The following is a 24582-nucleotide window of genomic DNA, read 5'->3' on the forward strand; positions in this document are numbered from 1 at the left end:
CTCCCTGCTTACCACGCCGCTATGACTGCGGGGCCGCCGTCACGAAGTCGATCAGCTCCTCGACGCGCCCGATGAGCGCCGGCTCCAGATCGTTCCAGTCGCGCACCCGGCCCCGGATGCGTTGCCATGCCCTTGCGATGTCGGCCTGCTCCGTGTGCGGCCATCCCAGCGCGCGGCACACGCCTCGCTTCCAGTCGACGCCCTTCGGGATCACCGGCCACGCCGAGATGCCCAGACGCGCCGGTTTGACCGCCTGCCAGATGTCGATGAACGGGTGCCCGACCACCAGCGTGTGCTCGCCGCCCGGACCGCGGCGCACGGCCTCGGCGATGCGGGCCTCCTTGGAGCCGGCGACCAGGTGGTCGACGAGCACACCGAGCCGGCGCTGCGGTGCCGGCGCGAAGTCCTCGACGATGGCCGCGAGATCGTCGACGCCGCCGAGGTGTTCGACGACGACGCCCTCGATGCGAAGGTCGTCGCCCCACACCTGCTCGACGAGTTCGGCGTCGTGGCGGCCTTCGACGTAGATGCGGCTGGCGCGTGCGACTTTGGCCCGCGCGCCGGGGACGGCCACCGAACCCGACGCCGTGCGTGTGGTTTTCGGCGCGGACCGTTTGGGCGCGGTGAGGATGACGGGCCGACCGTCGATGAGGTAGCCGGGCCCGACCGGAAACGGCTTGCGGCGCCCGTGCCGGTCTTCGAGTTCCATTCGGCCGTACTCGATTCGGACCACCGCGCCGACGTATCCGGTCTGGGCGTCCTCGACCACCAGACCCAGCTGCACCGGATGCTCGGTGGAACGGGCCCTGCGGTGGTGCGGATTGTTGGCAAGGACGTCGGAGCCATAGCGATCAGCCACCGGGTGATCGTAGGGTCACCTGCGTGCTGCTCACCCGCGACACGGCCGAGGGAATCGCTAACGGGACCATCACAATGGTGCTGCGCCGCTGGGATGCGCCACGGGTGAAGCCGGGTCCAGCGATGATGGAACCGTGGCAGATCTGAGTGCGTACGGACCCTGGGCGGTGATCGCGGGCGGCTCCGAGGGGGTCGGCGCGGAATTCGCGCGCCTGCTCGCCGAGGCGGGGCTCAACCTGGTGCTCATCGCGAGGAAGCCCGCACCGCTTGAGCAGACGGCCGAGGCGTGCCGGCGTCTGGGCGTCGAGGTCCGCGCGCTGGCAGTCGATTTGGTGGCCCCCGATGCGGTCGGCCGGATCGTCGCTGAGACCGCCGATGTCGAGGTCGGCCTGCTCGTTTACAACGCCGGCGCCAACACCTGCAGCGAGCATTTCCTCGATGGCGCGTTGACCGAATTCCAGAAGGTGATCGACCTGAACATCACCACCATGCTCGCGCTGGTGCAGCACTTCGGCCGGCCCATGCGCGAGCGCCGCCGCGGCGGCATCCTCATGGTCGGATCGATGGCCGGGTATCTGGGCTCGGTGCGCCACACCGTCTACGGCGGGGTGAAGGCATTCGGGCGGATCTTCGCCGAGAGCCTGTGGCTGGAGCTGCGCGACCACAACGTCCACGTGCTGGAGCTGGTGCTCGGGGTGACGCGTACCCCGGCGATGGAGCGGGTCGGCCTGAACTTCGACGTGCCGGGGCTGCGGGTGGCCGACCCGGCCGAGGTCGCGCGCGAAGGGCTCGAGCAGTTGGCGCACGGGCCCGTCTTCGTGGCGGGCGGCAACGCCGACGACGTCGCGCGCCGCAACTATCCGGACCGCGCCAAGGTGGTGCTGGGCACGCACCGCTTCATGCAGAAGCTGATGAACGACGGCTAGTTTCGTGCCCCGGCGCCGACCGCCGGCGACCGACCCGGGTAGAAACGTCATCGTGCGGATGGGTCTGTCGACGCCGGTGGTGGTGCAAGTGCCTGGGGCCGCGTCGGCGTGGGAGCACGACGCGGGCGTCGACGACATCGCGCGTATCGCCGCGGTGGCCGACGAACTCGGCTTCGACCACCTCACCTGCTCCGAGCACGTCGCGGTGCCGGTCGACGACGCCGACGCCCGCGGCGCGACGTACTGGGATCCGTTGGCCACGTTGGCATTTCTGGCCGCCCGCACCTCCCGGATCCGGCTGGTGACATCGGTGGTGGTGCTCGGCTACCACCATCCGCTGGCGATCGCCAAGCGCTACGGCACGCTGGACCGGCTCAGCGGCGGGCGGTTGGTGCTCGGCGTCGGAGTCGGCTCGCTGGCCGCCGAGTTCGATCTGCTGGGCGGCCACTGGACCGACCGCGGCGCCCGCGCCGACGACGCGATCCGCGCGCTGCGGGCGTCGCTGTCGGAACGCCTGCCCAGCTACCAGGGCGAGTACTTCGCATTCGACTCGATGATCGTCGATCCCTGCGCGGTCCAGGCCCGCGTCCCGATCTGGGTGGGCGGCCGCACCCGCCGGTCGCTGCGACGCGCGGTCGAGTTGGCCGACGGGTGGATGCCGTTCGGGCTGCGCCGCGACGAGCTCGAGCGGTTGCTCGCCGAGGTGGAGCGTCCCGACGGCTTCGACGTGGTGCTGTCGACGCGGCCACTGGATCCGGTGGGAAACCCGGACATGGCCGTCGACCAACTGCGCAAGCTCGGCCGGCTCGGCGCCACCGCCGTCTCCTGCTCGGTGTCGGCGACCTCGGCCGGGCACTACTGCGAGCAGTTGGCCGCACTGCACGAAATCGGAAGGGACATCGGATGACTGACGACCGGCTCGCCGAACTGGAACGCCGCCTGCGTCGCATCGAGGACGAGCGCGCGATCGAACGGTCGATCGCGTCCTACGGCCCGCTGGTGGATGCCGGCGACGCCGACGCCGTCGCCGCGTTGTGGGCCACCGACGGCGGCTACGACGTCGAGGGCTGGCAGATGAACAGCCGCGAGGACGTCGCGGCCATGGTGCGCTCGGACGCGCATCAGGGGCTGATCGGCCGCGGCTGCTGCCACTTCCTCGGTCCGGCGGTGGCCACGGTCGACGGCGACGACGCGGTGGCGGTCTGCCAGTCGATGCTCGTCACTCGCCGCGATGACGGGTTCGCGGTGTGGCGGGCGGGCGCCAACCATTTTCGGCTGCGGCGCATCGACGGCAGGTGGCAGGTCGTCCAGCGCACCACCCGCGCGCTCGACGGCAACCCCGACGCGCGCGACCTGTTGTCCGCCGGGATTGCGGGGCTGCCGCCGCGAACCTGAGCTTGTGCGCGAGAATTCGCCGAAATCTCGTACACAACTTCAGTTTCGACGCTTGCCGACCCGTACGGAGAGTTCTTCGGGAGGTACCCGGTGGCCGTCGGCGCAGCGGATCTCGACGGTCGCCTCGGCGCCGCAGCCCCGGTGTGCCAGGCGCAGTGGGGTGCGGTTGGGCAGGTGCCGTCGTCCCCACTCGAACATCGCCCACACCACCGGCATGAACTCGCGGCCCGCGTCGGTCAGCACGTACTCGTCACGGCTGCGCTGCCCGGGTTCCTGATAGGGCCGCCGGACCAGCAACCCCGCCGCGACGAGGTCGTTCAGCCGCGCGGCGGCGGCGGCCTTGGTGATCCCGACCCGCCGCCAGAAGTCGTCGAACCGGGTGGTGCCGTAGTAGGCCTCGCGCATGATGAGCATCGCCGACTTCGTCCCGAGCACCGCCATCGTCTTCTCGATCGGACACTCCCCGACCGCCGACCAGGCGTCACGGTCGGCCAGTCGCCCCTCCAGCACTGTCATGGAAATCACCATACCCCTGAGTTGATTTCGCTATACCTAGCGGGTATAGCTGGGTATAGATGCCATTACTCAGCATTGAGGAGAGAGCCATGGCGGGAATCACTGGCCGCGACGCGGTCATCGTCGGCGCGGTGCGCACACCGATCGGCAAGGGCAAGGCCAGCGGGGCGCTGCACGACGTGCTTCCCGTCGACCTCCTCGCTCACAGCCTCAAGGAAGTGGTGGCCCGCACCGGCATAGACCCGGTGCGCATCGACGACGTCATCGCCGGCGCGGTCACCCAGGTCGGTGACCAGGCGGTCAACATCGCCCGCAACGCGGTGCTGGCCGCAGGCTTTCCGGAGACGGTCCCCGGCACCACCATCGACAGGCAGTGCGGCAGCAGTCAGCAGGCCATCCACTTCGCCGCGCAGGGGGTGATCTCGGGCGCCTACGACATCGTGGTGGCCGCGGGCGTCGAGTCGATGTCGCGGGCCCCGATGGGCTCCAGTGTGCTGCCGGGCAGCGACCCGTTCGGGGCGATGGCACAGCGCTATCCCGAAGGCCTTGTGCCTCAAGGGATCAGTGCTGAGCTGATCGCCGCCAAGTGGGGTCTGTCCCGCCAGCAGCTCGACGAGTTCTCCGCGGGCAGCCACGAAAAGGCCGCCGCCGCGACCAAAGAGGGCCGGTTCGACAACGAGTTGGTACCGATCGCCGGGCTGACCAGCGACGAGATCATCCGGCCGGGGACCACGGTGGACACCCTGGCCGCGCTGAAGCCGGCGTTCTACAACCCGGCCTACGAGCAGCGGTTCCCACAGATCGGCTGGCACATCACGCCCGGTAACTCGTCGCCGCTCTCGGACGGCAGCGCCGCGGTGCTGATCACCACGAGCGACGTGGCCAAGCGACTGGGATTGCGCCCGCTCGCACGGATTCACTCGATGACCGTGGTGGGATCCGACCCGCTGTACATGCTGACCGGCGTCATCCCCGCGACCGAAAAGGTGCTGCAGCGCGCCGGTTTGGCGTTGACCGACATCGACCTGTTCGAGATCAACGAAGCCTTCGCCCCGGTGGTGCTGGCGTGGACCCACGACGTCGGCGCAGACCTGGCCAAGACCAACGTCAACGGCGGCGCGATCGCGATCGGACATCCGCTGGGTGCGTCCGGCGCGCGCATCATGACCACGCTCGTCAACGCGCTGGAGCAGCGTGGCGGGCGCTACGGGCTGCAGACGATGTGCGAGGGCGGCGGTATGGCCAACGCCACGGTCATCGAGCGCCTCTAGCGGTCGTACAGCCCCGGTTCACAGACGCGACGCGCCGGTCACAGCGTATGAAACCGCACAATCGCGGCAATCAAGCTTTCTGCAGCTCGAACAGCGGGATGAGGCGGCTGGTCTTGGCCTGGTACTCGGCGAAGACCGGCGCGATCTCGGCCACCTTCGGATAGAGCTCGTCGCGCTCGGCGGTCGGGAGTTCGCGGGCGATCACGTCGTAGGACGTCGTGCCCACCTCGACATGGGCCCGCGGCTCGGCCCGCAGGTTGTGCACCCAGGCTGGGTGCACGTCGCCTCCGGCGTTGGAGCCCGCGACGAGAATCCTGTCGTCGATGGAGAAGTACGCCAACGGCGAGATGCGCGGTTGGCCCGATTTGGCCCCGGTGGTGGTCAGCAACAGCAGCGTCGCATTCTCGAACGGGCCGCCGACCTTGCCGCGGTTGGCGCGGAACTCGTCGACGATGTTTGCGTTGAAAGCCCTGCGGTCAGTCAGGTCGGTCATGTGCAGTTGAGCGCGCGAAGCCGCGCCGCTATTCCCCGGCCCGCATAATCAACCCCATGCGGGTGATTGTCACGGGCGCCAACAGCGGGGTCGGCAAGGCCACCGCCGCCGCGCTGGCCGCCGAGGGACATAGCGTTCTCATCGGATGCCGGACCGTCGCGAAAGGTGAGCAGGTCGCCGCCGAGATCGGTGGCGATGTCGAGGTGCGCCATCTCGACCTGGCCGATCTGGCCAGCGTCAAGGCATTCGCCGACACGGTGGAAAGCGTTGATGTGCTGGTGAACAACGCCGGCGTGATGGGGCTGCCGTTGAGCCGGACCGCCGACGGGTTCGAAGCCCACATCGGCACTAACCATCTCGGGCACTTCGCGCTGACGTGCCTGCTCGCCGACAGGATCACCGACCGGGTGATCTCGGTGGCCAGCGCGATGTACCTGTTCAGCCGGATCGACCTCACCGACCTCAACTGGCACACGCGCAAGTACTCGAAGTGGGGCGCCTACGGGCAGTCCAAGCTCGCCAACCTGTTGTTCGTCGCGGAGTTGGCCGCCCGCGGGGTGCGCGCGTACGCCACCGACCCCGGCGCCACCGACACCGACATCACCCGGTCGTTGGGTATGGCCGAGCACCGGCGCGTTCGACGGCTGTTGCACACCCCGGCGCAGGGCGCGCGCGCCACCCTTCAGGCGGTCACCACCGACCTGCCCAGCGGCACCTATCTGGCGCCCCGCTTCAACCAGTTGGGACCGCCGAAGGTCACCAGGCCATTGGCCAAAGCACGCGATCGCGTGATGGCGCGCCAACTGTGGGACCTGTCCGCGGAGTTGACCGGCTGCGACTGGCCGCGCTAGTCGGCGTCGACCTTCGGCTTGGCGTCGATCCCGGATTCCTTGCGCTGCTGGGGCGTGATGGGCGCGGGCGCGCCGGTCAACGGGTCCACGCCGCCACCGGATTTGGGGAACGCGATCACGTCACGGATCGAGTCCGAGCCGACCAGCAACGCGGTGATGCGGTCCCAACCGAACGCGATCCCGCCGTGCGGAGGCGGACCGAATGTGAACGCCTCCAACAGAAATCCGAACTTCTCCTGGGCTTCCTCCGAGCTGATGCCCATCACCTTGAACGCGCGCTCCTGGACGTCGCGACGGTGGATACGAATCGAGCCGCCGCCGATCTCGTTGCCGTTGCAGACCAGGTCGTAGGCCTCGGACAGGACGCTGCCGGGGTCGGTGTCGAGGCGGTCCTCGAACTCGGGCTTCGGCGCGGTGAACGCGTGGTGCACCGCGGTCCACGCGCCGGATCCGACGGTGACCTCGCCGTGTGCGGCCGCCTCGTCGGCCGGCTCGAACATCGGAAAGTCGACCACCCAGACGAAGGCCCACGCGCCTTCCTCGATCATGTCGAGCCGCTTGGCGATCTCGACGCGCGCCGCGCCGAGCAGCGCCCGCGAAGTCTTGGCCGGCCCTGCCGAGAAGAACACGCAGTCACCCGGTGACGCGCCGACGGCCGCGGCGAGGCCCTCGCGCTCGGCGTCGGAGAGGTTCTTGGCGACCGGCCCGCCCAGGGTGCCGTCCTCGTTCACCAGGACATAGGCCAGCCCCCGGTGGCCGCGCTGCTTGGCCCATTCCTGCCAGGCGTCCAGCGTGCGTCGTGGCTGCGACGCACCGCCGGGCATCACCACGGCGCCAACGTAGGGCGCCTGGAACACCCGGAACGGCGTGTCCTTGAAGAAGTCGGTCATCTCGACGAGTTCCAGGCCGAACCGCAGGTCGGGCTTGTCGGTACCGAACCGGCGCATCGCCTCGGCATAGGTCATCCGCGGCAGCGGCCAGGGCACCTGGTAGCCGATCAACGCCCACAGCGCCGCGATGATCTCCTCGGAGATCGCGATGACGTCCTCGGTCTCGACGAAGCTCATCTCCATGTCGAGCTGGGTGAACTCCGGTTGCCGGTCGGCGCGGAAGTCCTCGTCGCGGTAGCACCGCGCGATCTGGTAGTAGCGCTCCATGCCCGCCACCATGAGCAGCTGCTTGAACAGCTGCGGGCTCTGCGGCAGGGCGTAGAACGAGCCCGGCTGAAGGCGCGCGGGCACCAGGAAGTCGCGTGCCCCCTCGGGCGTCGAGCGCGTCATCGTCGGCGTCTCGATCTCGACGAAATCATGACGGGCGAGCACCTCACGCGCCGCCGCATTCACCTTGGAACGCAACCGGATTGCGTTGCCGGGGCCCTCGCGGCGCAGATCGAGATAGCGGTATTTGAGGCGGGTTTCCTCGCCCGGCTGCTCGTCGAGCTGAAACGGCAGCGGCGCGCACTCCGCCATCACCCGCAACGCTGTCGCGTTGACCTCGATCTCCCCGGTGGGGAGCTCGGGGTTCGTGTTGCCCTCGGGCCGGATCTCGACGACGCCCTCGACGGCGACGCAGAATTCCGCGCGCAGCCGGTGGGCGGCTTCCAGCACGTCAGCTTCGCGGAAGACCACCTGCGACACCCCGGACGCGTCGCGCAGGTCGATGAAGATGACCCCGCCGTGGTCGCGACGACGTGCCACCCAACCGGCCAATGTCACCTTCTGACCGGCGTCGGCGGGCCGCAACGACCCGGCGGCGTGACTGCGCAGCACTGAAACTCCCTGGAAATCGGCTGATGGGACAACTGTCCCAGTGTAAGGGTGTCGTTTGCGCCGGTAGCGTGGCCGTCGTGCGGACTCCCATCGCCGTCGTCGGTCCCGGCGCCATCGGTTCCACCGTGGCCGCGTTGGCGTACGACGCAGGTCACAAGGTGCTGCTGTGCGGGCGCAGCGCCCGCGACTCCATCGAGGTGCGGCCCGACAACGCGGCGCCGATCGTGGTGCCTGGTCCGGTGCTGACCGACCCGGCCCAGATCGAGGGCCCGGTCGACGTGGTGCTGCTGGCCGTCAAAGACACCCAGACCCCGGACGCCGCGTCCTGGTTGCGCCGGCTGTGCGACGAAGGAACAGTGGTGTGCGCCCTGCAGAACGGCGTCGAGCAGGTGGCGCGCGTCGGCCCGCACTGCCCGACGGCGACGGTGGTGCCCGCGGTGTTGTGGTTCTCGGCCGAACCGCACCCCGAAGGCGGGATCTGGTTACGCACAGCGGTGCGAATTGTGTTGCCCGCCAACGACGCAGCATCACGGGTGGCCGATGTGTTCCGCGGCTCGTCGGCGACGGTCGAACTCGATCCGGACTTCGTCACCGAGGCCTGGCGCAAGCTGCTGGTCAACGCCCTCGCCGGGCTGATGGTGCTGAGCGGGCGTCGCTCGGGGATGTTCCGCCGTGACGACGTGGCCGCGTTGAGCCGTCGCTACCTGGCCGAATGCCTCGCCGTCGCGCAAGCCGAGGGCGCCAAGCTCGGTGCCGGGGTGATCGAGGAGACCGTGAGCTTGTTCGCGCGGGTGCCCGAGGACCTCACGACGTCGATGCTCACCGACCGCGAGGCCAACCGGCCGCTGGAGTGGGACATCCGCAACGGGGTGATCAGGCGCAAGGCGGCCGAACACGGGATCGCCACCCCGATCAGCGACGTGGTGGTGCCGCTGCTGGCCGCCGCGAGCGACGGCCCCGGCTAAGAGCTGCGCGGCCTGCACCCAGACCGACGCAGTGGTCGATTCGGCGGCCAGAAACCAGCCAAAGCGTCGGTCTCGGCGCGCCTGCACCCAGACCCGCCGCCAGCGACGGGCCCGGATCACCGCGCGGCCGACGCTGAACGGCGATATCGTGTCCGGGCACTAACGAGCGACGGCCTCTTGGAAGCGGCGGATGGAAGCACCGGTGCGCTGCCCCACCTGCGCTACCGAAGCGCGCGTCGGCGCCCGGTTCTGCGACGGGTGCGGAACTCCGCTGGATCAGCCTCGCGTCGCCGAGTACAAGCAGGTGACGGTGCTGTTCGCCGACGTGGTTCGGTCGATGGACCTCGCCGCGACGCTTGGCCCAGAGCGGCTACGGGAAGTGATGACGGAGCTCGTGCGGCGCGCCACGCGCGTCATCCGTCGCTACGACGGCACCGTGAACCAGTTCACCGGCGACGGAATCATGGCGCTGTTCGGGGCTCCCAGAGCGTTGGAGGATCACGCTCGCCGGGCATGTCTGGCCGCGCTCGAGGTCCAGAAGGAGATCCGCGCGCTGGCCTCGGAGACCGCCCGCAGTGACGGGATCTCCCTGCAGCTGCGGATCGGGCTCAACTCGGGAATGGTTGTCGCCGGCGACATCGGCGCCGAGGCGCTTGCGTACACGGCGATGGGCGAGCACGTCGGGATGGCCCAGCGGATGGAATCGGTCGCCCCGCCCGGTGGAGTGATGCTCAGCGAATCGACGGCGCGATTGGTCGAAGACGACATGCGGCTCAGCGATCGCCGGCCCGTGCGAATCAAGGGGGCGTCCGAGCCGGTGTCCGCACGCCAGCTTCTCGCCGCCGGCGGCCATCGCATCACGCACCAACGGAGCACCCCGCTGATCGGGCGACAGGAAGAACTGGACGCGGTCGCGGCAGCACTTGACGACGCGCTCGATGGTCGGGGACGCGTGTTGGGAATCAGCGGGGTGCCCGGGATCGGGAAGAGTCGCATCGCCCAGGAGGCTGTGGCGATGGCCAGGACGCACGGTATCGACGTCTTCTGCACGTACTGCGAATCACATTCCAGCCAGGTGCCGTTCTTCGCTGTGGGCGGGCTGCTGCGCGCCTTTTTCGGTGTCGACGAGCTGGAGCCGGCCGACGCGACACGAAGAATTCGAAAGATGTTGCCTGCGGCGGATTCCGATGATCTCGAACTGCTTCACGATCTGTTGGGCATCGGGCAGCACAGTACCGACAGCGGTATCGATCCCGACGCCCGCAGGCGTCGGCTCACCAGACTGCTCGACGCAGCTCTTTTGGCACGTGCCGAACCCGCCATCTACGTCATCGACGACGCACAGTGGATCGACGCCGTGAGCGAGTCGATGCTCACCGACCTTCTCGCCGCGGTCCCGAAAACCCACGCGCTGGTGCTGATCACCTACCGACCTGAGTATCAGGGTGCCCTGACCCGGTCGCCTGGCTATGACACGATCTCCCTTGCCCCGCTTGATTCTTCCGAGACGGCCACGCTGATCGCCGAGATGTTGGGGTCGGATCCGTCGGTCAAGCACATTGCCGCACGGATCGCCGAGCACAGCGCCGGGAACCCGTTCTTCACCGAGGAGATCGTGCGTGATCTGGCCGAGCGCAAGATCCTCGACGGTGTGCATGGCGCCTATGTCTATCGGGGCGATGGCGAAGTCAGCGTTCCGCCGACTGTTCAGGCCGCGATCGCCGCACGGATCGACCGCCTCAGCGCGGCTGCCAAAAGGACGCTCAACGCGGCCTCGGTGATCGGCTCCCAGTTCGGCGAGCGACTGCTGAAGATGATCGGTGTCATCGAGGTGGCCGAGTTGGTTGACGCGAAACTCGTCGAACCTGTGTCGCCCACCGAATTCGCCTTCCGGCACCCGTTGATTCGCGCGGTCGCATACGAATCACAGCTCAGGGCAAGCCGTTCGCAACTTCACCGGCAGGTCGCCGGCGCCATCGAACAGCTGGATCCATCGTCAGCCGAAAAGAATGCCGCGAGGATCGCCAATCATTTCGAGGCCGCCGCCGACCTGCATGAGGCATTCGACTGGCATATGCGTGCCGGCGGCTGGTCGGTACACCGCGACATCGGCGCTGCCCGGATGAGTTGGGAGCGGGCGCGTGCCGTTGCCAACCAGCTTCCCGAAGGTGATCCCGCCCGATTGACGATGCAGATCGCGCCACGAACCCTGTTGTGCGCCACCATTTGGCGCGTCGGCGGAAGCCTTGCCGACGTGGGATTCGACGAGCTGCGCCGGCTGGCGACAGAGGCCGGTGACAAGCGATCGTTGGCGCTGGGGATGACGGGGCTGGTGCAGATGTTGAACTTCTACGGCAAGTACTCGGAAGCGTCGCGCCTGGCCACCGAGTTCATCGACCTGCTGGAATCTATCGACGATCCCGAAATGACCGTGGGTCTGATGCCCATCCCGATCATCGCGAAATGGGATGCAGGCGAAATGACCGAGGCCTTGAGTCTCGCAGATCGGGCCATCGAGCTTTCCAATGGTGACCCGTGCATGGGCAACATGATCATCGGTTCGCCACTTGCGTTCACCCTTGTGCTTCGCGCGTCGGCCGCATCCATCCTCGGAATCAACGGGTGGAAGCAGGATTACGATCGAGCCATCGAGATGGCGCGTGCGTTCGACAAGTTCACCTTCTGCGCCGCGGTGATGTTCAAGTACATCTCGGTTGAGAATTGGGCGTTGCTTCCGGACGAGGCGGCATTGCGCGACACCGCTGAGGCACTAGCGGTAGCGCAGCAGTTCGGCGACGACTTCTCGCTGACCACTTGTGAATTCGTGCGGGGCACGGTGTTGGTACGGCGAAACGACACCGATCGCGAACACGGGTTCGAACTACTCGCCAAGTGTCGGAAGGTGGCCCTCGACCACCGCTTCACGATCATCGCCGCATGGTGCGCCGACCTTGATGTTGCGGCGGACAAGATACGAACGGGCGACTTCGATACGGCGATCGAACTGTGTCGCGGTGTCCTCGAAGATGAGATCCGCTGCGGCGAGATGATGAATCGAGGATGGACCACCACGGTGCTCGTCGACGCGCTGCTTCGGCGTGGACGACCTGGAGATCTGGAACAAGCCCAGGCCGCCGTGGATCGTTTGGCCGCCATGCCGACCGAGCCCGTTTATCTCTACCACGAGTTACCACTGATGCGGATGAGGGCCCTGTTGGCGAAGGCACGAGGCGAGGATGCGGCCTACCGCGATCTGCGGGACCGCTACCGCGCGCGTGCGGAGTCCACCGGTATGGAGGGGCACATCGCGCTCGCTCACGCGATGGACTAGACACTGTCCTTTAGGGTGTATGGCCATGCACGCATGCGAGCGCGTCGGCCTGGACTTCATCGAGAGCGCACCGTATCGGTTCGTCAGCACCGTCGACCTCAACATCACGCCCGAGCAGTTGTTCGAGGTGCTCGCCGACGCGGACTCCTGGCCGCAGTGGGCCACGGTGATCACCAAGGTCACCTGGACCAGCCCCGAGCCGCGTGGTGTCGGCACCACCCGCACCGTGCACATGCGCGGCGGGATCGTCGGCGACGAGGAGTTCCTCGCGTGGCAGCCCCACAGCCACATGGCGTTTCGGTTCAACGAAGCCTCCACCGGCAGCATCGCCGCGTTCGCGGAGGACTACCGGGTGGTGCAGACCCCGGGCGGCTGCCATCTCACCTGGGTGATGGCGATGAAGCCCAACGGCGTCGCGGCCCGCGTCGGCATGGCGCTGGGGCGCCCGGTGATGGGCTGGATGTTCCAGAAGTTCCTCTACAACCTGCGCGACTACACCAACGAGCGCTACCGGGTGTCCTGACCCGAAGACCGGCCGCGGTGAATGTGCAAAGCTGGTCGACATGACCTTCAACGAGGGCATGCGGATCGACACGAGCACCACCTCGACCAGCGGCGGAGGCCGCGGACCCGGCCGGGGAATCGCGATCGGCGGCGGGGTCGGCGGGCTTCTGGTCCTGGTGGTGGCGCTGTTTCTCGGCGTGGACCCCAGCACCGTCGTGCCCCAGCAGCAGATCGGCACCGGCGCTGTCGACGCGCCGGGCTTCGACCTGAGCCAGTGCCGGACCGGCGCGGACGCCAACGAGATACCCGAGTGCCGCGTGGTCGCCACCGGCAACTCGCTCGACGGGGTGTGGTCTCAGCAGATGCCGGGCTACACCCGGCCGCATGTTCGGCTCTTCGCCGGCAGCGTCGACACGCGTTGCGGTCCAGCAACCAGTGCGGTCGGGCCGTTCTACTGCCCGGCCGATCAGACCGCCTATTTCGACGTCGACTTCTTCAACGTCCTGCGAGACGACTTCGGCTCGAGCGGCGGGCCGCTAGCGCAGGAATACGTTGTCGCCCACGAGTTCGGGCACCACATCCAGAACCTCACCGGTGCGCTGAGAGAGTCGCAGGGCCCCGGCGCCGCGGGCGCAACCGGCGGCGGTGTGCGCACCGAACTGCAAGCCGACTGCTACGCGGGCGTGTGGGCCCACCACGCCACCATCACCAAACAGGAGGGCACCGACGTGCCATTCCTGGAACCGTTGAGCGACAAGGACATCGCCGATGCGCTGTCGGCTGCGGCGTCGGTGGGCGATGACCGCATCCAGCAGCAGACCACCGGACAGGTCAACCCTGAGGCGTGGACGCACGGTTCGGCAGCGCAACGCCAGAAGTGGTTCACCGAGGGGTACCGCACCGGCGACCCGAACGCGTGCGACACCTTCACCACGAACGATCTTGGCTAGGCCGACGTCGGCGGTCGACGCCGTCGCCGAACGCTACCTGGAAGTGTTCGCCGCCCTGGATCCCTGCGCGGCAACGGAAATGGGGATCACCGGACACGATGACAACATCACCGACTACTCCCCCGCCGGTGTCGCCGCGCGCGCTGATGCGGCCCGCGAGGCGTTGCGCGAACTCGACGGCGCGCAACCCACGGACGACGTCGACCACGTCACGATCGCCGCGATGCGCGAACGGCTCGGAATCGTCCTCGAACTCCACGACGCCGGTCTCGACGTCGGCGCGCTGAACGTGACCGCGTCGCCGCTGCAGTCGATGCGCGACGTGTTCGACCTGATGGCCACCGAAACCGAGGACGACTGGGCGCTGATCGCCAAGCGGTTGTCCCGGCTGCCGGACCGGGTCGGCGGCTATGCGGACGCCCTTCGCGCGGCGGTGGCCGACGGGCGCGCGCCCGCCGTGCGCCAGGTCGTCCGCGGTATCGAGCAGGCCACCGGGATCCAGCAGTTCTTCGTCGACATGGTCGCCGACGCCGTGCCGGACAACGCGGCCCTGCAGGAGGAGCTGCGCCAGCACGCCGCCAACGCCGCCATGGCCTACCGGGAGCTGGCCCGGGTCCTGGGCGACGAGATCGCACCGCACGCACGCCAGCACGACGGCGTCGGCCGCGACGAGTACCGCCTGTGGTCCCGGTCGTTTCTGGGTACGACGGTCGACCTCGACGAAACCTACGAGTGGGGTCTCACACAGCTGGAAGGCATTGTCGGCGAACAGGAATCCATCGCCCACCGGCTCTATCCGGACGCGACGGTGGCCGAGGCGCTGAGCCGCCTCGACGAGGAGAAGCGCTACGTCGTGCACGGCGTCGACGCGCTGCAGGCCTGGATGCAGGGTCTGTCCGACCGTGCCGTCGAGTCGCTGGCCGACACGCATTTCGACATCGCCGCGCCGCTGCGACGGCTGGAGTGCCGCATCGCGCCCACCCACACCGGCGGCATCTACTACACCGGTCCGTCGGAAGACCTGACGCGGCCGGGACGCATGTGGTGGTCCGTGCCGCACGGCGTCGAGACCTTCCACACCTGGCGCGAGACCACGACCGTGTATCACGAGGGTGTTCCCGGACACCACCTGCAGATCGGGCGCGCCGTGGTGTTGGCCGACCGGCTGAACCGGTGGCGCCGGCTGGGCTGTTGGGTGTCCGGGCACGGTGAGGGCTGGGCGTTGTACGCCGAGCGCCTCATGGCGGAACTGGGCTGGCTCGACGATCCCGGCGACCGGATGGGAATGCTTGACGCGCAACGTTTCCGGGCTGCCCGGGTCTGCATCGACATCGGGGTGCACTGTGGCCTGGCGGCGCCCGACGGCGGGGTGTGGGACGCCGACCGGGCGTGGACGTTCCTTCGGTCCCACAGCGCGATGAACGACGAACACCTGCAGTTCGAACTGGACCGCTACCTGGGCTGGCCGGGTCAGGCCCCGTCGTATGCGATCGGCCAGCGGATCTGGCAGCAGCTGCGCGACGAATCGGCCGCCCGCGGCGTGGGGCTGAAGGAATTCCACAGCCGGGCACTGGATCTGGGTGGCTTGCCACTGGACGTGCTCAGGTCGGCGCTGATGAGCGATTTCGCCACGGGCTGATTCTCTGGCGATCGGCGCCGGTCGGCCTCTAGCGTCCTGGCATGGACACCTTCCCCGTCACGCCCCACCTCACCATGCTGCGGGTGCACGGCTGGCAGGTCTATGTCTGGAATGACGCGGGCACGGTCACGCTGATCGACACCGGCGCACCCGGCTCGGGCGCGCAGATCGCCGCCGCGGTCCCAGGGATCGACAGGATCATGCTGACCCACGGCCACGTCGACCACGTCGGATCCGCCGCCGAACTGCGCAGCCTGACCGGCGCCGCCGTGTGCGCGGGCGCAGGAGACGCGGCCGCGATCCGGGCGGGCACCGCGCTGCCACCACCGGTGTTCGAGGACTGGGAAGTACCGATTCATCAACAGGTTTCGGTGGGCCTGCCCGACGCCGCACCGCCGGTCACCGTCGACCGGGAGCTGGTCGACGGTGACGTGCTCGACTTCGGTGGCGGCGCCGAGGTCCTCGCGGTGCCCGGTCACACCGAAGGCAGCATCGCGATCCACCTGCCCCGGTACGGGGTGCTGTTCACCGGCGACACGGTCGCCAACGTCGGCCGGGTCATGCTGGGAACCTTCAACCAGGACCGGGCACGAACCGTCGCGTCGTTCCGGCGGCTCGCCGAACTCGATGTCGAAACCGCCTGTTTCGGCCACGGCGACCCGATAGCGTCAGCTGCCGGTGTGCGGCTTCGTGAAGCCGCGGCGGCGTTGTAGATCCGAGGAGGTCAGATCATGCGCATCGCGGTGGCCGGAGCGACCGGCAACATCGGGGCTCGCGCGGTCAGATTCCTCGAGCGGGACGGCCACGACGTGGTCCGCATCAGCCGATCGCTCGGTGTGGACCTGATGACCGGTGAGGGGTTGGACGCCGCGCTCGAAGGGGTCGACGCGGTCCTCGACGCCGTCAGCGCACCGCCCACCGACCGTGAGCAGACCGAGGCCTACTTCGGCACCACCACCGCCAATCTGCTTTCCGCGGAACAGCGCGCCGGGGTGCGCCACCACGTGTTGTTGTCGATCGTGGGTATCCACGGCATCGAGGGCAACCCTCACTACGCCGGAAAACGCGCGCAGGAGCGGCTGATCACGGAGGGCCCGGTGCCGTGGACGATCGTGCCCGCCACGCAGTTTCACGATTTCGCGGCCATGGTCGCCGGGTGGACCGAGCAGGACGGCGTGGCCACCATCGCCCCGCTGCTCGTCCAGCCGATCGCGCCCGACGACATCGCCCGCGTGCTCGCCGAAGTCGTGACGGGGGACCCACAGGGCCGCCATGTCGACGTGGCCGGCCCCGAAACCCAGGACCTCGTCGACATGGCGCGCCGCACGCTGGCCGCCAGGGGGCGCCAGGTCAAACTGGTGCCGACGTGGTCGGGCGTGTTCGGGGTGTCGATGGCGGGAAACGTGTTGCTACCCGGCGAGAACGCCCGCATCGAACCGACGACATTCGACGACTGGCTGGCCGCGGGCGCGGAGTAGACAGGAGAACCCGGCATGACCGAACTCGACGCCCCGTTGGCGGGCAAGGTCGCTTTCGTGACGGGTGCGGCCCGCGGGCAGGGGCGCTCGCACTGCGTACGACTGGCGCGGGCCGGGGCCGACATCGTCGCGATCGACGCGTGCGGCCCGGTCGCCGAGCACAACGGCTATCCACCCGCGCTGCCCGAGGACCTCGCCGAGACCGTCAGCCTGGTCGAGGGCGAGGGCCGCAAGATCCTCGCCGATCGCGTCGACGTGCGTGACGCCGACGGGCAACAGCGCGTGGTCGCCACCGCCGTCGAGCAGTTCGGCCGTCTCGACATCGTCGTCGCCAACGCCGGGGTGATGAATTGGGGCCGGCTGTGGGAGATTTCGGCGAAGCAGTGGCAGGACGTGCTCGACGTCAACCTGACCGGGGTGTGGAACACGATCAAGGCCGTGGTGCCGCCGATGATCGAGGCGGGCAGCGGCGGGTCGATCATCACGATCAGCTCGGCCGCGGGGATCAAGGCCGTTCCGGGTTGCGGGCACTACTGCGCCAGCAAGTTCGGCCTCGTCGGCTTGACCAACTCACTGGCAGTCGAGTTGGGCGAGTTCGGTATTCGGGTCAACTCGGTGCACCCGTACGGCACCGACACCCCGATGGGTAACGACACCTCGATGTGGCAGATCTTCGCCGACCACCCGAACTACATCCACAGCTTCTCCCCCGGCGCGCTGCCGACGGATTCGCTGGCCGACCCCGACCTGATCTCCGACATCGTGGTGTGGCTGGCCAGCGACGCGTCGTCCTTGGTGACCGCGGCGCAGATACCCGCCGACAAGGGCTATCTGAAGATCTGAGCGGTCACCTTCTTCCCGCGAGCAGACGCGTACACCCCCAATTCCCCGCCGAATCGGGGGTGTACACGTCTGCTCGCGCCTAAAAAAGCTCGCGCTGAAAAAGTTAGAGCCGAGACTGTTCCTTGATCGCGGTGTCGGTGGTGCGCAGCGGACGGATCAACGCGTCCTGGGCGAAGGAGGCGATCAGCTCACCCGCCTCGGTGTGCACCGTGCCCCGCACATAGGACATCCCCGCGCCGACCTGCGTGCTCTCGTGGCTGTACAGGATCCAGCCGTCCCAGGCGAACGGCTCGTGAAAACTCACCGACACCGTCATCGGCGCGGTCGACACGGTCAGGTGCGCCTGCGCGGTCCCGATCCCCGCGTGCGCACGCATCGTCGTCGAAATGCCGAGGTGCCCGGTGAAATACGCGATCAGCGCCTTGGCTAGGTCATCACGGCTCGGGATGGGGTCGTAGTGCAGCCAGGCGTGCAACTCCGGCGGGCCGACCTCGTCGGGACTGTTGACGTCGACCACATCCACCAGCCGCAGCTCGCGCCCGACCATCGGCATCTCCGAGACGTTGGCGTCGGCAGGGCCCGCCACGTCGGGGCGCGGCAGGTGGTGGCGGATGACGTCGGCGGTGGGCACGTCGGCCAGCACCGTCACCGTGATGCACCGCTTGCCGTTCTGCTTGGCCGCGATGACAGCCGTTGCGGTGGAACGTCCTTCGGCGACGACGTCGACCTCCAGCTCGACCGGGCCGGCGCCGACCATCACCGCCCGCGCGAACACCGCGTGTGCCGAGCGCACCGACTTGTCCGGAAACCGTTTGGCCGCAGCGACAATCGCCTGTGCGAGCACCTGAGTGCCTTCGACCACCTGACGTTCATCCTCGCCGGCGGGACCGGTCTGTGCCAGAAAACGGTCCTGCCCGTCGGGGTCGACGTCGAACAGGTCGAGCAGTCCCTGAACCGTCCACGGCGTCTGCGCTGAATCTGTCGTCATGGGACCGAACAGTAACCGAGCTTCGGCAAAAGCGGTAACGTCATTACCAGCCAGTCATCGCGAGCCCCGGAAGGTTGTCCACCATGGCGAAGAGCACCGGCCGCTCGGCCGGCGCCGCCCGGCAGGCATCACCCGGGGACGCCGCCGTCGACCCGGAGTCGCGCTCCAAGCGCTTCATGAAGTCGGCGCTGGCGATTCTGGGCGAGACGGGTCGCACCGACTTCACCGTGCTCGAGGTGGTCGAGCGGTCCAAGACCTCGCTGCGGTCCTTTTACCAGCACTTCTCCACGAAGGACGAGTTGCTGCTGGCCCTGATCGACAAGATCATGTCGGAGTCCACCCGCAGGTGGCGCGAGGAGACCGCCGGGCTGCCGAGCACGACGGCGCTGCGCGTGCTCATCGACCGGATCTGCACCCCGGCCGAATCGTCCACTCAGGACAAGGTCAACCGCGGCCTGACGTACTACAACGACCATCTCGCCGAGACGTTGCCGCGGGAGTACGCGCGCGTGCTGTCCCCGCTGCACGAGCTGATCAAGGACATCATCGAACGCGGCATCGCCGAGGGAGTGTTTCGGGCCGGCCTCGACGTCGACGCCAAGGCCGCGCTGATCATGCAGTCAGCGCTGGGCGCGATGCGGCTGCAGGTGCTCGGCGCCGAACTCAACGGCGTGCCGATCGACGCCGACGACATCTACGAATTCTGTGTCGGCGGGCTGCGAACCGGTTCCGACGACCGCGCCTGACCTGCGCAACACCGGCCCAGAAGCCCGCGTCTCGGGGGTGGTGTTTACGCTGGTACAGACGTGGTAATGTCATTACCAGCAGTGCAGAACGCGACTTCCAGGAGGCGGAAATGGCCCGCAAGCTCCCCTATCCGGTGTTCGACGCCGACAACCACTTCTATGAGCCCAAAGAGGCGCTGACCAAGTTCCTGCCCGACCACCGCAAGAACGTCATCGACTACATCGAGGTCCGCGGCCGGACCAAGATCATGGTGCGCAACCAGGTCAGCGACTACATCCCCAACCCGACGTTCGAGATCGTGGCCCGGCCCGGCGCGCAGGAGGAGTACTTCCGGCACGGCAGCGGCGGCAAGAGCTTCCGCGAAGTGATGGGCAAGCCGATGAAGGCGATCCCGGCGTTCCGCGACCCCGCGGCGCGCCTCGAGGTGATGGACGGTCTCGGCCTGGACTACTCGCTGATGTTCCCGACCCTGGCCAGCCTGGTCGAGGAACGCATGAAGGACGATCCCGCGCTGATCGCCGACGTCATCCACGCGCTCAACGAGTGGATGTATGAGACGTGGCAGTTCAATTACGAGGACCGGATCTTCTCCACCCCGGTGATCAACCTCGGCATCGTCGACCGCGCGCTCGAGGAGCTCGAGTGGTGTCTGGAACGTGGCGCGAAGACCGTGCTCGTCCGCCCGGCGCCGGTACCGGGCGTAGGTGGCTCCCGCTCGTTCGGCCTGCCCGAGTTCGACCCGTTCTGGCAGGCGTGCGTGAAGGCCGGAATCCCGGTGTCGATGCACGCATCGGACTCCGGGTACGCCGAGTACCTCAACGACTGGGAACCCGCCGCCGAGTACCTGCCGTTCAAGCCGACCGCATTCCGGATGGTCTCGATGGGCAAGCGTGCGATCGAGGACTCGATGGCCGCGCTGGTGTGCCACGGTGCGGTGACCCGCAACCCCGATCTGCGCATCCTGTCCATCGAAAACGGCGCCGACTGGGTGCCGTACCTGTTCAAGCAGTTCGACAGTGTCTACAAGAAGATGCCGCAGGAGTTCCCGGAGAACCCGATCGACGCCTTCAAGCGCGCGGTCTACGTGGCGCCGTTCTGGGAGGACGACTTCACGCAGATGGCCGACCTCATCGGCGTCGACCGGGTGATCTTCGGTTCGGACTGGCCGCACCCCGAGGGGCTGGCCGAACCTACCCACCTGATCGACGACCTGCAGGGCCTCGACGAGGAAGGCCAGCGAAAGGTCATGGGCGGCAACATGATCGACCTGTTCAAGGTCCCCAACGAGATCGTCCACAACCCGGATGTGCCGCCTCTCGTCATCCCCGCCTGATCCGTTTCGGCGCCGGGGAGCGTGCCGCCGACATCGGCCCGCTCCCCGCCGCACGAGAACCGACTCTCGAAGAGGCTGAACTGATTCCATGACCGACGCCGCAAACCCCGAGGTCCTGCTATTCGCCTCGACGACGCAGTCGTTCCTCGAGAAGGAAGCGTCGCTGACCCGGCTGCGCGAACTGCACGATGCCGGAACCTCGTTCGACCGCGATTGGTGGCGTCGCGCCGCCGAACTGGGCTGGACCAACCTGCTCGTTCCCGAAGACCTCGGCGGCGGCAGCGTCTCCGGCGACGGGGTGAAAGACCTGGCGCTCGTCGCCGAACTAGCCGGCAAGGTCGTCGCTCCCGGCCCGCTGCATCCCGTCAGCACGGTGCTCGCCGCACTGGCGGAGGCCCCGGAAAACCACGGCGACACCATCGAATCGCTGGTGTCCGGCGAAACCGTCGGGGCGTGGGCTGTCTATGAGCCCGGCAAGCGGTGGTCGTCGACGCAGCCCTCGGTCACCGCCACCCCGACCGGCAGCGGTTTCCGCATCGACGGGGTGAAGGACCGCGTCGAAGCCGGCGCCGACAGCGCGCTCCTGCTGGTGGTCGCCCAGTGCGACGGCGCCGTGCGCCAGTTCCTGGTGCCGACCGCTGCCCCAGGCGTGCGCGTGGAACGGCAGCGTTCGATCGACATGGTGAAGTCCTATGCCCGTGTGCATTTCGACGGCGTCGAGGTTGACGACTCGGCGCTCGTCGGGTCGGCCGAGCAGACCCCGGCGATTCTCGCGAGGCAGAACCAGATCGCGGTGATGCTTCAGTGCGCCGAGATCGTCGGCGTGCTGGACACCGTGTTGGACTTCACGATTCAGTGGGGCTTCGACAGGCATTCGTTCGGCCGACCGATCGGCTCGTATCAGGCGCTCAAGCACAAGTACGCCGACCTGAAGATCTGGTTCGAGGCGTGCCTCGCGACGACGAACGCGGCCGTCGCCGAGGTGGCCGCACGCTCGCCGAGGGCCGAAATGGCGGTCAGCGTCGCGAAATCCTATTGCGCAGAACATGCCCCGGGGATGTTGCAGGACTGCATCCAGCTGCACGGCGGCATCGGTGTGACATGGGAGCACGACCTGCACCTGTACCTGCGCCGCGTCACGTTGTATCGCTCGCTGTTCGGCACACCCGAGGAACACAACCTCCGCGTGTACACGCTCACCAAGGCAGGCGGGGAATTGGAGCAGGCTTCATGACCGAGATCGCATCGGCGCCAACGGAGACGACGGAGTCCGTCGAGGAGTTCGCCGCCCGCGCGCAGGCGTGGCTGGCGGAGAACATGCCCCGGATCGATCCGAACAACCCGCCCGAACACGACCGGGGCGAAGAGAAACCGTGGCTGCGGGCCCGGGAACTGCAAAGGCGGCTCTGGGAGGGCGGATTCGCCGGGATCTGCTTCCCGAAGGAGTACGGCGGCCTCGGCCTTCCGATCGCGTATCAGAAGGCGTTCGACGAGGTCTCGCGCTGTTACGAGCTGCCCATCATCCTCAACACCCCGACCTTCACGATCTGCGCGGCCACGATCCTGGACACGGCCGGCGAAGAGCAGAAACAGAAGCACATCCCTGCGGTGCTGCGCGGCGACGAGGTTCTGGTGCAGCTGCTCTCGGAGCCCAGCGGCGGGTCCGATCTGGCCGGGGTCATCACCCGCGCCGACCGCAGGGGCGACAAGTGGGTGATCAACGGCGCCAAGACGTGGAGCACCAGTGCGTTCGCCGCCGACTACGGGTTGATGCTGGCGCGCACCGACTGGGACGCGCCCAAGCACGAGGGCCTGACGATGTTTCTGGTGCCGATCAACAGCCCGGGCATCACGCTGCGCCGCATCAAGCAGGTGAACGGTTCGGTCGAGTTCTGCGAGGAGTTCTTCGACAACCTCGAACTCGGCGACGACGCCGTCGTCGGCGAGGTCAACGGCGGCTGGCAGGTGGCCTCGCGGCAGCTCTACCACGAGCGGCGCGCGGTGGGTGGCGGCTCGGAGTTCGCCAGCGGCATCGGCGCCGAGGGCAAGTCCGATGTGCCCATCGACTACGTCGCCCTGCTGGAGGCGACCGGTCAGGCCGACAACGAACGTGCCCAGGAGATGGCCGGCCGCGCCTTGGTGCACCGCGCCGTGCGCGAGCAGCTCATCGAGCACGTGTACCACGGTGTGCTGGACGGGTCGCTGCCCCCGGCGGCCGGGTCGATCATCCGCGTCACCCACGCCGACATCCACCATCTCGAGTTCGACACCGCGCTGGCGATCACGGCCAGTGCCGGTGTGGTGGACCTCGGCGATGAACTGATCCGCCACGGTGAGCGCTACCTGTCGCGGCAGGCCGCTGCGCTCGGCGGGGGCACCACCGAGATCGCGCGCAACATCATCGGCGAGCGGGTGCTGGGCTTCCCCCGGGAGTACGCCGCCGACCGCGGGGTGCCGTTCAAAGAGGTCAAGCGCAACAAGGGCTAGCTAGAACAGCGTGGGCTGCAGGGGTTCCGCGGGAGCGGCGGCCGGCGTGGTCACCGTCCGAAACGAGCGACGGTCCGGGGCCAGCCCGTGTTTGGCGATCAGCGGCGTCGCCCGTTCGTGCAACATCGCGCGGTAGTCCTGCGGCAGGTACGCCCCGCGCCGGTACAGGTCGCGGTAGGGCGCGACCAGTTCGGGATGTGAGCGCGCCAACCAGTCCATGAACCAGCCGCGGGTGGAACCGCGCAGGTGCAGCCCGAACGCCGTCACGCCGGTGGCGCCGGCAGCGGCGATCTGGCCCAGCAGCGTGTCCAAATCCTCGGCCGAGTCCGTCAGGTACGGCAGCACCGGCGCCACCATGACGTGGCAGTCCAGGCCGGCGTCGCGGATGGCCGAGATCAGCCCGAGGCGCGCCTGCGGGGTCGGCGTGCCCGGTTCGACGTCCTTGTGCACCTCCGGGTCGGCCACCGCCAGCGACACCGCGACGCTGACGTCGACCCGGCCGGCGGCCTCGGCGATCAGCGGCAGGTCCCGCCGCAACAGCGTGCCCTTGGTGAGGATCGAGAACGGTGTGCCCGAATCGGCGAGGGCGGCAATGATTCCGGGCATCAACCCGTAGCGTCCTTCAGCGCGCTGATACGGGTCGGTGTTGGTGCCCAGCGCGACGGTCTCGCGCGACCACGACGGCCGCGACACCTCGCGGCGCAGCACCTCGGCCACGTTCGTCTTGACGACGACCTGGCTGTCGAAGTCGGCGCCGCAGTTCAGGTCGAGGTATTCGTGGGTGGGCCGCGCGAAGCAGTACCGGCAGGCGTGCGAGCACCCGCGATAGCCGTTGACGGTGTATTTGAACGGCAGTTGCGACGCCTTCGGAATCCTGTTGAGCGCCGACTTGCACAGCACTTCGTGGAACGTCACGCCGTCGAACTGCGGGGTGCGCACGCTGCGCACGAAACCGATGCGCTGCAGGCCGGGCAGTGCGCCGTCGTCGACGCTGACCGCCTGACCGTCCCACCGCATACCCATCATTCGAACTGACGTTCGAGCTGATGTCAAGGTGGTCGCGGGCGCGTCGGTACGCTGCCTTTGGGTGGGGCAGGTTTCCGCGTCGCGGCGGCTTGTTTTCACGAGTGGCATTTCGCGAGGCGTACGCCAGGATCGTTCGATCGGCGGCGTTCACATCCCTGGTGTGCAACTCGCGAACGAAAATGACCGCCTGAACGGAAGCCCTCGGTGCTTCC

Annotated in this window: 24 protein-coding genes; 18 read left to right on the forward strand and 6 right to left on the reverse strand. The window is 68.0% G+C overall.

Features of this window, described 5'->3' with window-relative positions:
- Window positions 1-19 precede the first annotated feature (19 nt).
- Complete coding sequence (locus MELE44368_RS26310; protein ID WP_128111148.1) at window positions 20-859, reverse strand: DUF3097 domain-containing protein; 840 nt, start codon at window positions 857-859, stop codon at window positions 20-22.
- 23 nt (window positions 860-882) lie between these two features.
- Here MELE44368_RS26310 and MELE44368_RS27395 point away from each other — a divergent pair, with 23 nt between their 5' ends.
- The 4 genes from MELE44368_RS27395 to MELE44368_RS26325 are packed head-to-tail and all read left to right on the forward strand — an operon-like array spanning window position 883 to window position 3179.
- On the forward strand, window positions 883-1005 hold the full coding sequence (locus tag MELE44368_RS27395) for a hypothetical protein (protein ID WP_264032520.1): 123 nt from the start codon (window positions 883-885) through the stop codon (window positions 1003-1005).
- Window positions 993-1784, forward strand: a complete 792-nt coding sequence (locus tag MELE44368_RS26315) for an SDR family NAD(P)-dependent oxidoreductase (protein WP_128111149.1) — start codon at window positions 993-995, stop codon at window positions 1782-1784. The genes MELE44368_RS27395 and MELE44368_RS26315 overlap by 13 nt, the downstream gene beginning before the upstream one ends.
- A gap of 52 nt (window positions 1785-1836) precedes the next feature.
- Window positions 1837-2691, forward strand: coding sequence for an LLM class F420-dependent oxidoreductase (locus MELE44368_RS26320; RefSeq protein WP_128111150.1), 855 nt, complete (start codon window positions 1837-1839; stop codon window positions 2689-2691).
- Complete coding sequence (locus tag MELE44368_RS26325) at window positions 2688-3179, forward strand: nuclear transport factor 2 family protein (RefSeq protein WP_128111151.1); 492 nt, start codon at window positions 2688-2690, stop codon at window positions 3177-3179. Before MELE44368_RS26320 ends, MELE44368_RS26325 begins: the two co-directional genes overlap by 4 nt.
- Window positions 3180-3218: 39 nt before the next feature.
- Here MELE44368_RS26325 and MELE44368_RS26330 read toward each other — a convergent pair whose 3' ends face one another.
- On the reverse strand, window positions 3219-3695 hold the full coding sequence (locus MELE44368_RS26330; RefSeq protein ID WP_128111152.1) for a winged helix-turn-helix transcriptional regulator: 477 nt from the start codon (window positions 3693-3695) through the stop codon (window positions 3219-3221).
- A gap of 89 nt (window positions 3696-3784) precedes the next feature.
- Here MELE44368_RS26330 and MELE44368_RS26335 point away from each other — a divergent pair, with 89 nt between their 5' ends.
- Complete coding sequence (locus MELE44368_RS26335; RefSeq protein WP_128111153.1) at window positions 3785-4966, forward strand: thiolase family protein; 1182 nt, start codon at window positions 3785-3787, stop codon at window positions 4964-4966.
- A gap of 70 nt (window positions 4967-5036) precedes the next feature.
- Here the strand turns inward: MELE44368_RS26335 and MELE44368_RS26340 are convergent, their stop codons facing one another.
- Complete coding sequence (locus MELE44368_RS26340; protein ID WP_128111154.1) at window positions 5037-5459, reverse strand: nitroreductase/quinone reductase family protein; 423 nt, start codon at window positions 5457-5459, stop codon at window positions 5037-5039.
- Between the two features lie 56 nt (window positions 5460-5515).
- Here MELE44368_RS26340 and MELE44368_RS26345 point away from each other — a divergent pair, with 56 nt between their 5' ends.
- On the forward strand, window positions 5516-6310 hold the full coding sequence (locus MELE44368_RS26345) for an SDR family NAD(P)-dependent oxidoreductase (RefSeq protein ID WP_128111155.1): 795 nt from the start codon (window positions 5516-5518) through the stop codon (window positions 6308-6310).
- Here the strand turns inward: MELE44368_RS26345 and aspS are convergent.
- Window positions 6307-8079 carry an aspartate--tRNA ligase gene (gene aspS, locus MELE44368_RS26350; protein WP_128111156.1) on the reverse strand — a complete coding sequence of 591 codons (1773 nt, stop codon included), beginning with the start codon at window positions 8077-8079 and terminating at the stop codon, window positions 6307-6309. The two genes, MELE44368_RS26345 and aspS, sit on opposite strands and share 4 nt — an antisense overlap.
- 77 nt (window positions 8080-8156) lie before the next feature.
- Between aspS and MELE44368_RS26355 the strand changes: the two genes are divergently transcribed.
- The 8 genes from MELE44368_RS26355 to MELE44368_RS26390 all read left to right on the forward strand — a co-directional run bounded on the left by MELE44368_RS26355 (window position 8157) and on the right by MELE44368_RS26390 (window position 17789).
- Window positions 8157-9044 carry an oxidoreductase gene (locus MELE44368_RS26355; RefSeq protein ID WP_241566781.1) on the forward strand — a complete coding sequence of 296 codons (888 nt, stop codon included), beginning with the start codon at window positions 8157-8159 and terminating at the stop codon, window positions 9042-9044.
- 337 nt (window positions 9045-9381) lie between these two features.
- Entirely contained in the window at window positions 9382-12375 is a 2994-nt protein-coding gene (locus tag MELE44368_RS26360; protein WP_306439176.1) for an ATP-binding protein, read from the forward strand.
- Between the two features lie 19 nt (window positions 12376-12394).
- On the forward strand, window positions 12395-12898 hold the full coding sequence (locus tag MELE44368_RS26365; RefSeq protein WP_128111159.1) for an SRPBCC family protein: 504 nt from the start codon (window positions 12395-12397) through the stop codon (window positions 12896-12898).
- Window positions 12899-12938: 40 nt separating this feature from the next.
- Entirely contained in the window at window positions 12939-13829 is an 891-nt protein-coding gene (gene ypfJ / locus MELE44368_RS26370; RefSeq protein WP_128111160.1) for a KPN_02809 family neutral zinc metallopeptidase, read from the forward strand.
- Entirely contained in the window at window positions 13822-15468 is a 1647-nt protein-coding gene (locus MELE44368_RS26375; protein ID WP_128111161.1) for a DUF885 domain-containing protein, read from the forward strand. The genes ypfJ and MELE44368_RS26375 overlap by 8 nt, the downstream gene beginning before the upstream one ends.
- A 41-nt stretch (window positions 15469-15509) precedes the next feature.
- The gene (locus MELE44368_RS26380; RefSeq protein ID WP_128111162.1) at window positions 15510-16181 is read left to right on the forward strand and encodes an MBL fold metallo-hydrolase; all 672 of its coding nucleotides are present in this window, start codon (window positions 15510-15512) and stop codon (window positions 16179-16181) included.
- An 18-nt stretch (window positions 16182-16199) separates the two neighbouring features.
- Window positions 16200-16946: an SDR family oxidoreductase gene (locus MELE44368_RS26385; protein ID WP_128111163.1), complete on the forward strand. Its 747-nt coding sequence runs from the start codon at window positions 16200-16202 to the stop codon at window positions 16944-16946.
- A 15-nt stretch (window positions 16947-16961) separates the two neighbouring features.
- Complete coding sequence (locus MELE44368_RS26390; RefSeq protein WP_128111164.1) at window positions 16962-17789, forward strand: mycofactocin-coupled SDR family oxidoreductase; 828 nt, start codon at window positions 16962-16964, stop codon at window positions 17787-17789.
- Window positions 17790-17892: 103 nt separating this feature from the next.
- On the opposite strand, the gene MELE44368_RS26395 is transcribed toward MELE44368_RS26390, so the two are convergent.
- Window positions 17893-18777: an acyl-CoA thioesterase gene (locus MELE44368_RS26395; RefSeq protein ID WP_128111165.1), complete on the reverse strand. Its 885-nt coding sequence runs from the start codon at window positions 18775-18777 to the stop codon at window positions 17893-17895.
- A gap of 83 nt (window positions 18778-18860) precedes the next feature.
- On the opposite strand from MELE44368_RS26395, the gene MELE44368_RS26400 reads away from it, so the two are divergent.
- The 4 genes from MELE44368_RS26400 to MELE44368_RS26415 all read left to right on the forward strand — a co-directional run bounded on the left by MELE44368_RS26400 (window position 18861) and on the right by MELE44368_RS26415 (window position 23344).
- Complete coding sequence (locus MELE44368_RS26400; protein WP_128111166.1) at window positions 18861-19523, forward strand: TetR/AcrR family transcriptional regulator; 663 nt, start codon at window positions 18861-18863, stop codon at window positions 19521-19523.
- Window positions 19524-19633: 110 nt separating this feature from the next.
- Window positions 19634-20857 carry an amidohydrolase family protein gene (locus MELE44368_RS26405; protein WP_128111167.1) on the forward strand — a complete coding sequence of 408 codons (1224 nt, stop codon included), beginning with the start codon at window positions 19634-19636 and terminating at the stop codon, window positions 20855-20857.
- A gap of 88 nt (window positions 20858-20945) precedes the next feature.
- The gene (locus tag MELE44368_RS26410) at window positions 20946-22091 is read left to right on the forward strand and encodes an acyl-CoA dehydrogenase family protein (RefSeq protein WP_128111168.1); all 1146 of its coding nucleotides are present in this window, start codon (window positions 20946-20948) and stop codon (window positions 22089-22091) included.
- Window positions 22088-23344, forward strand: a complete 1257-nt coding sequence (locus MELE44368_RS26415; protein WP_128111169.1) for an acyl-CoA dehydrogenase family protein — start codon at window positions 22088-22090, stop codon at window positions 23342-23344. The genes MELE44368_RS26410 and MELE44368_RS26415 overlap by 4 nt, the downstream gene beginning before the upstream one ends.
- Here MELE44368_RS26415 and MELE44368_RS26420 read toward each other — a convergent pair whose 3' ends face one another.
- On the reverse strand, window positions 23345-24361 hold the full coding sequence (locus tag MELE44368_RS26420) for an Rv2578c family radical SAM protein (RefSeq protein ID WP_128111170.1): 1017 nt from the start codon (window positions 24359-24361) through the stop codon (window positions 23345-23347).
- Between the last annotated feature and the right edge of the window lie 221 nt (window positions 24362-24582).

This window comes from Mycolicibacterium elephantis DSM 44368, from assembly GCF_004014805.1.
GTDB lineage: Bacteria > Actinomycetota > Actinomycetes > Mycobacteriales > Mycobacteriaceae > Mycobacterium > Mycobacterium elephantis.

Bases quoted from the DNA above. Each gene is read 5' to 3' on its own strand.
- MELE44368_RS26325 (WP_128111151.1), top strand. From the start codon at position 2,688: ATGACTGACGACCGGCTCGCCGAACTGGAACGCCGCCTGCGTCGCATC.
- MELE44368_RS26330 (WP_128111152.1), bottom strand. From the start codon at position 3,695: ATGACAGTGCTGGAGGGGCGACTGGCCGACCGTGACGCCTGGTCGGCG.
- MELE44368_RS26335 (WP_128111153.1), top strand. From the start codon at position 3,785: ATGGCGGGAATCACTGGCCGCGACGCGGTCATCGTCGGCGCGGTGCGC.
- MELE44368_RS26340 (WP_128111154.1), bottom strand. From the start codon at position 5,459: ATGACCGACCTGACTGACCGCAGGGCTTTCAACGCAAACATCGTCGAC.
- MELE44368_RS26345 (WP_128111155.1), top strand. From the start codon at position 5,516: ATGCGGGTGATTGTCACGGGCGCCAACAGCGGGGTCGGCAAGGCCACC.
- MELE44368_RS26360 (WP_306439176.1), top strand. From the start codon at position 9,382: ATGGACCTCGCCGCGACGCTTGGCCCAGAGCGGCTACGGGAAGTGATG.
- MELE44368_RS26365 (WP_128111159.1), top strand. From the start codon at position 12,395: ATGGCCATGCACGCATGCGAGCGCGTCGGCCTGGACTTCATCGAGAGC.
- ypfJ (WP_128111160.1), top strand. From the start codon at position 12,939: ATGACCTTCAACGAGGGCATGCGGATCGACACGAGCACCACCTCGACC.
- MELE44368_RS26380 (WP_128111162.1), top strand. From the start codon at position 15,510: ATGGACACCTTCCCCGTCACGCCCCACCTCACCATGCTGCGGGTGCAC.
- MELE44368_RS26385 (WP_128111163.1), top strand. From the start codon at position 16,200: ATGCGCATCGCGGTGGCCGGAGCGACCGGCAACATCGGGGCTCGCGCG.
- MELE44368_RS26390 (WP_128111164.1), top strand. From the start codon at position 16,962: ATGACCGAACTCGACGCCCCGTTGGCGGGCAAGGTCGCTTTCGTGACG.
- MELE44368_RS26395 (WP_128111165.1), bottom strand. From the start codon at position 18,777: ATGACGACAGATTCAGCGCAGACGCCGTGGACGGTTCAGGGACTGCTC.
- MELE44368_RS26400 (WP_128111166.1), top strand. From the start codon at position 18,861: ATGGCGAAGAGCACCGGCCGCTCGGCCGGCGCCGCCCGGCAGGCATCA.
- MELE44368_RS26405 (WP_128111167.1), top strand. From the start codon at position 19,634: ATGGCCCGCAAGCTCCCCTATCCGGTGTTCGACGCCGACAACCACTTC.
- MELE44368_RS26410 (WP_128111168.1), top strand. From the start codon at position 20,946: ATGACCGACGCCGCAAACCCCGAGGTCCTGCTATTCGCCTCGACGACG.
- MELE44368_RS26415 (WP_128111169.1), top strand. From the start codon at position 22,088: ATGACCGAGATCGCATCGGCGCCAACGGAGACGACGGAGTCCGTCGAG.
- MELE44368_RS26420 (WP_128111170.1), bottom strand. From the start codon at position 24,361: ATGCGGTGGGACGGTCAGGCGGTCAGCGTCGACGACGGCGCACTGCCC.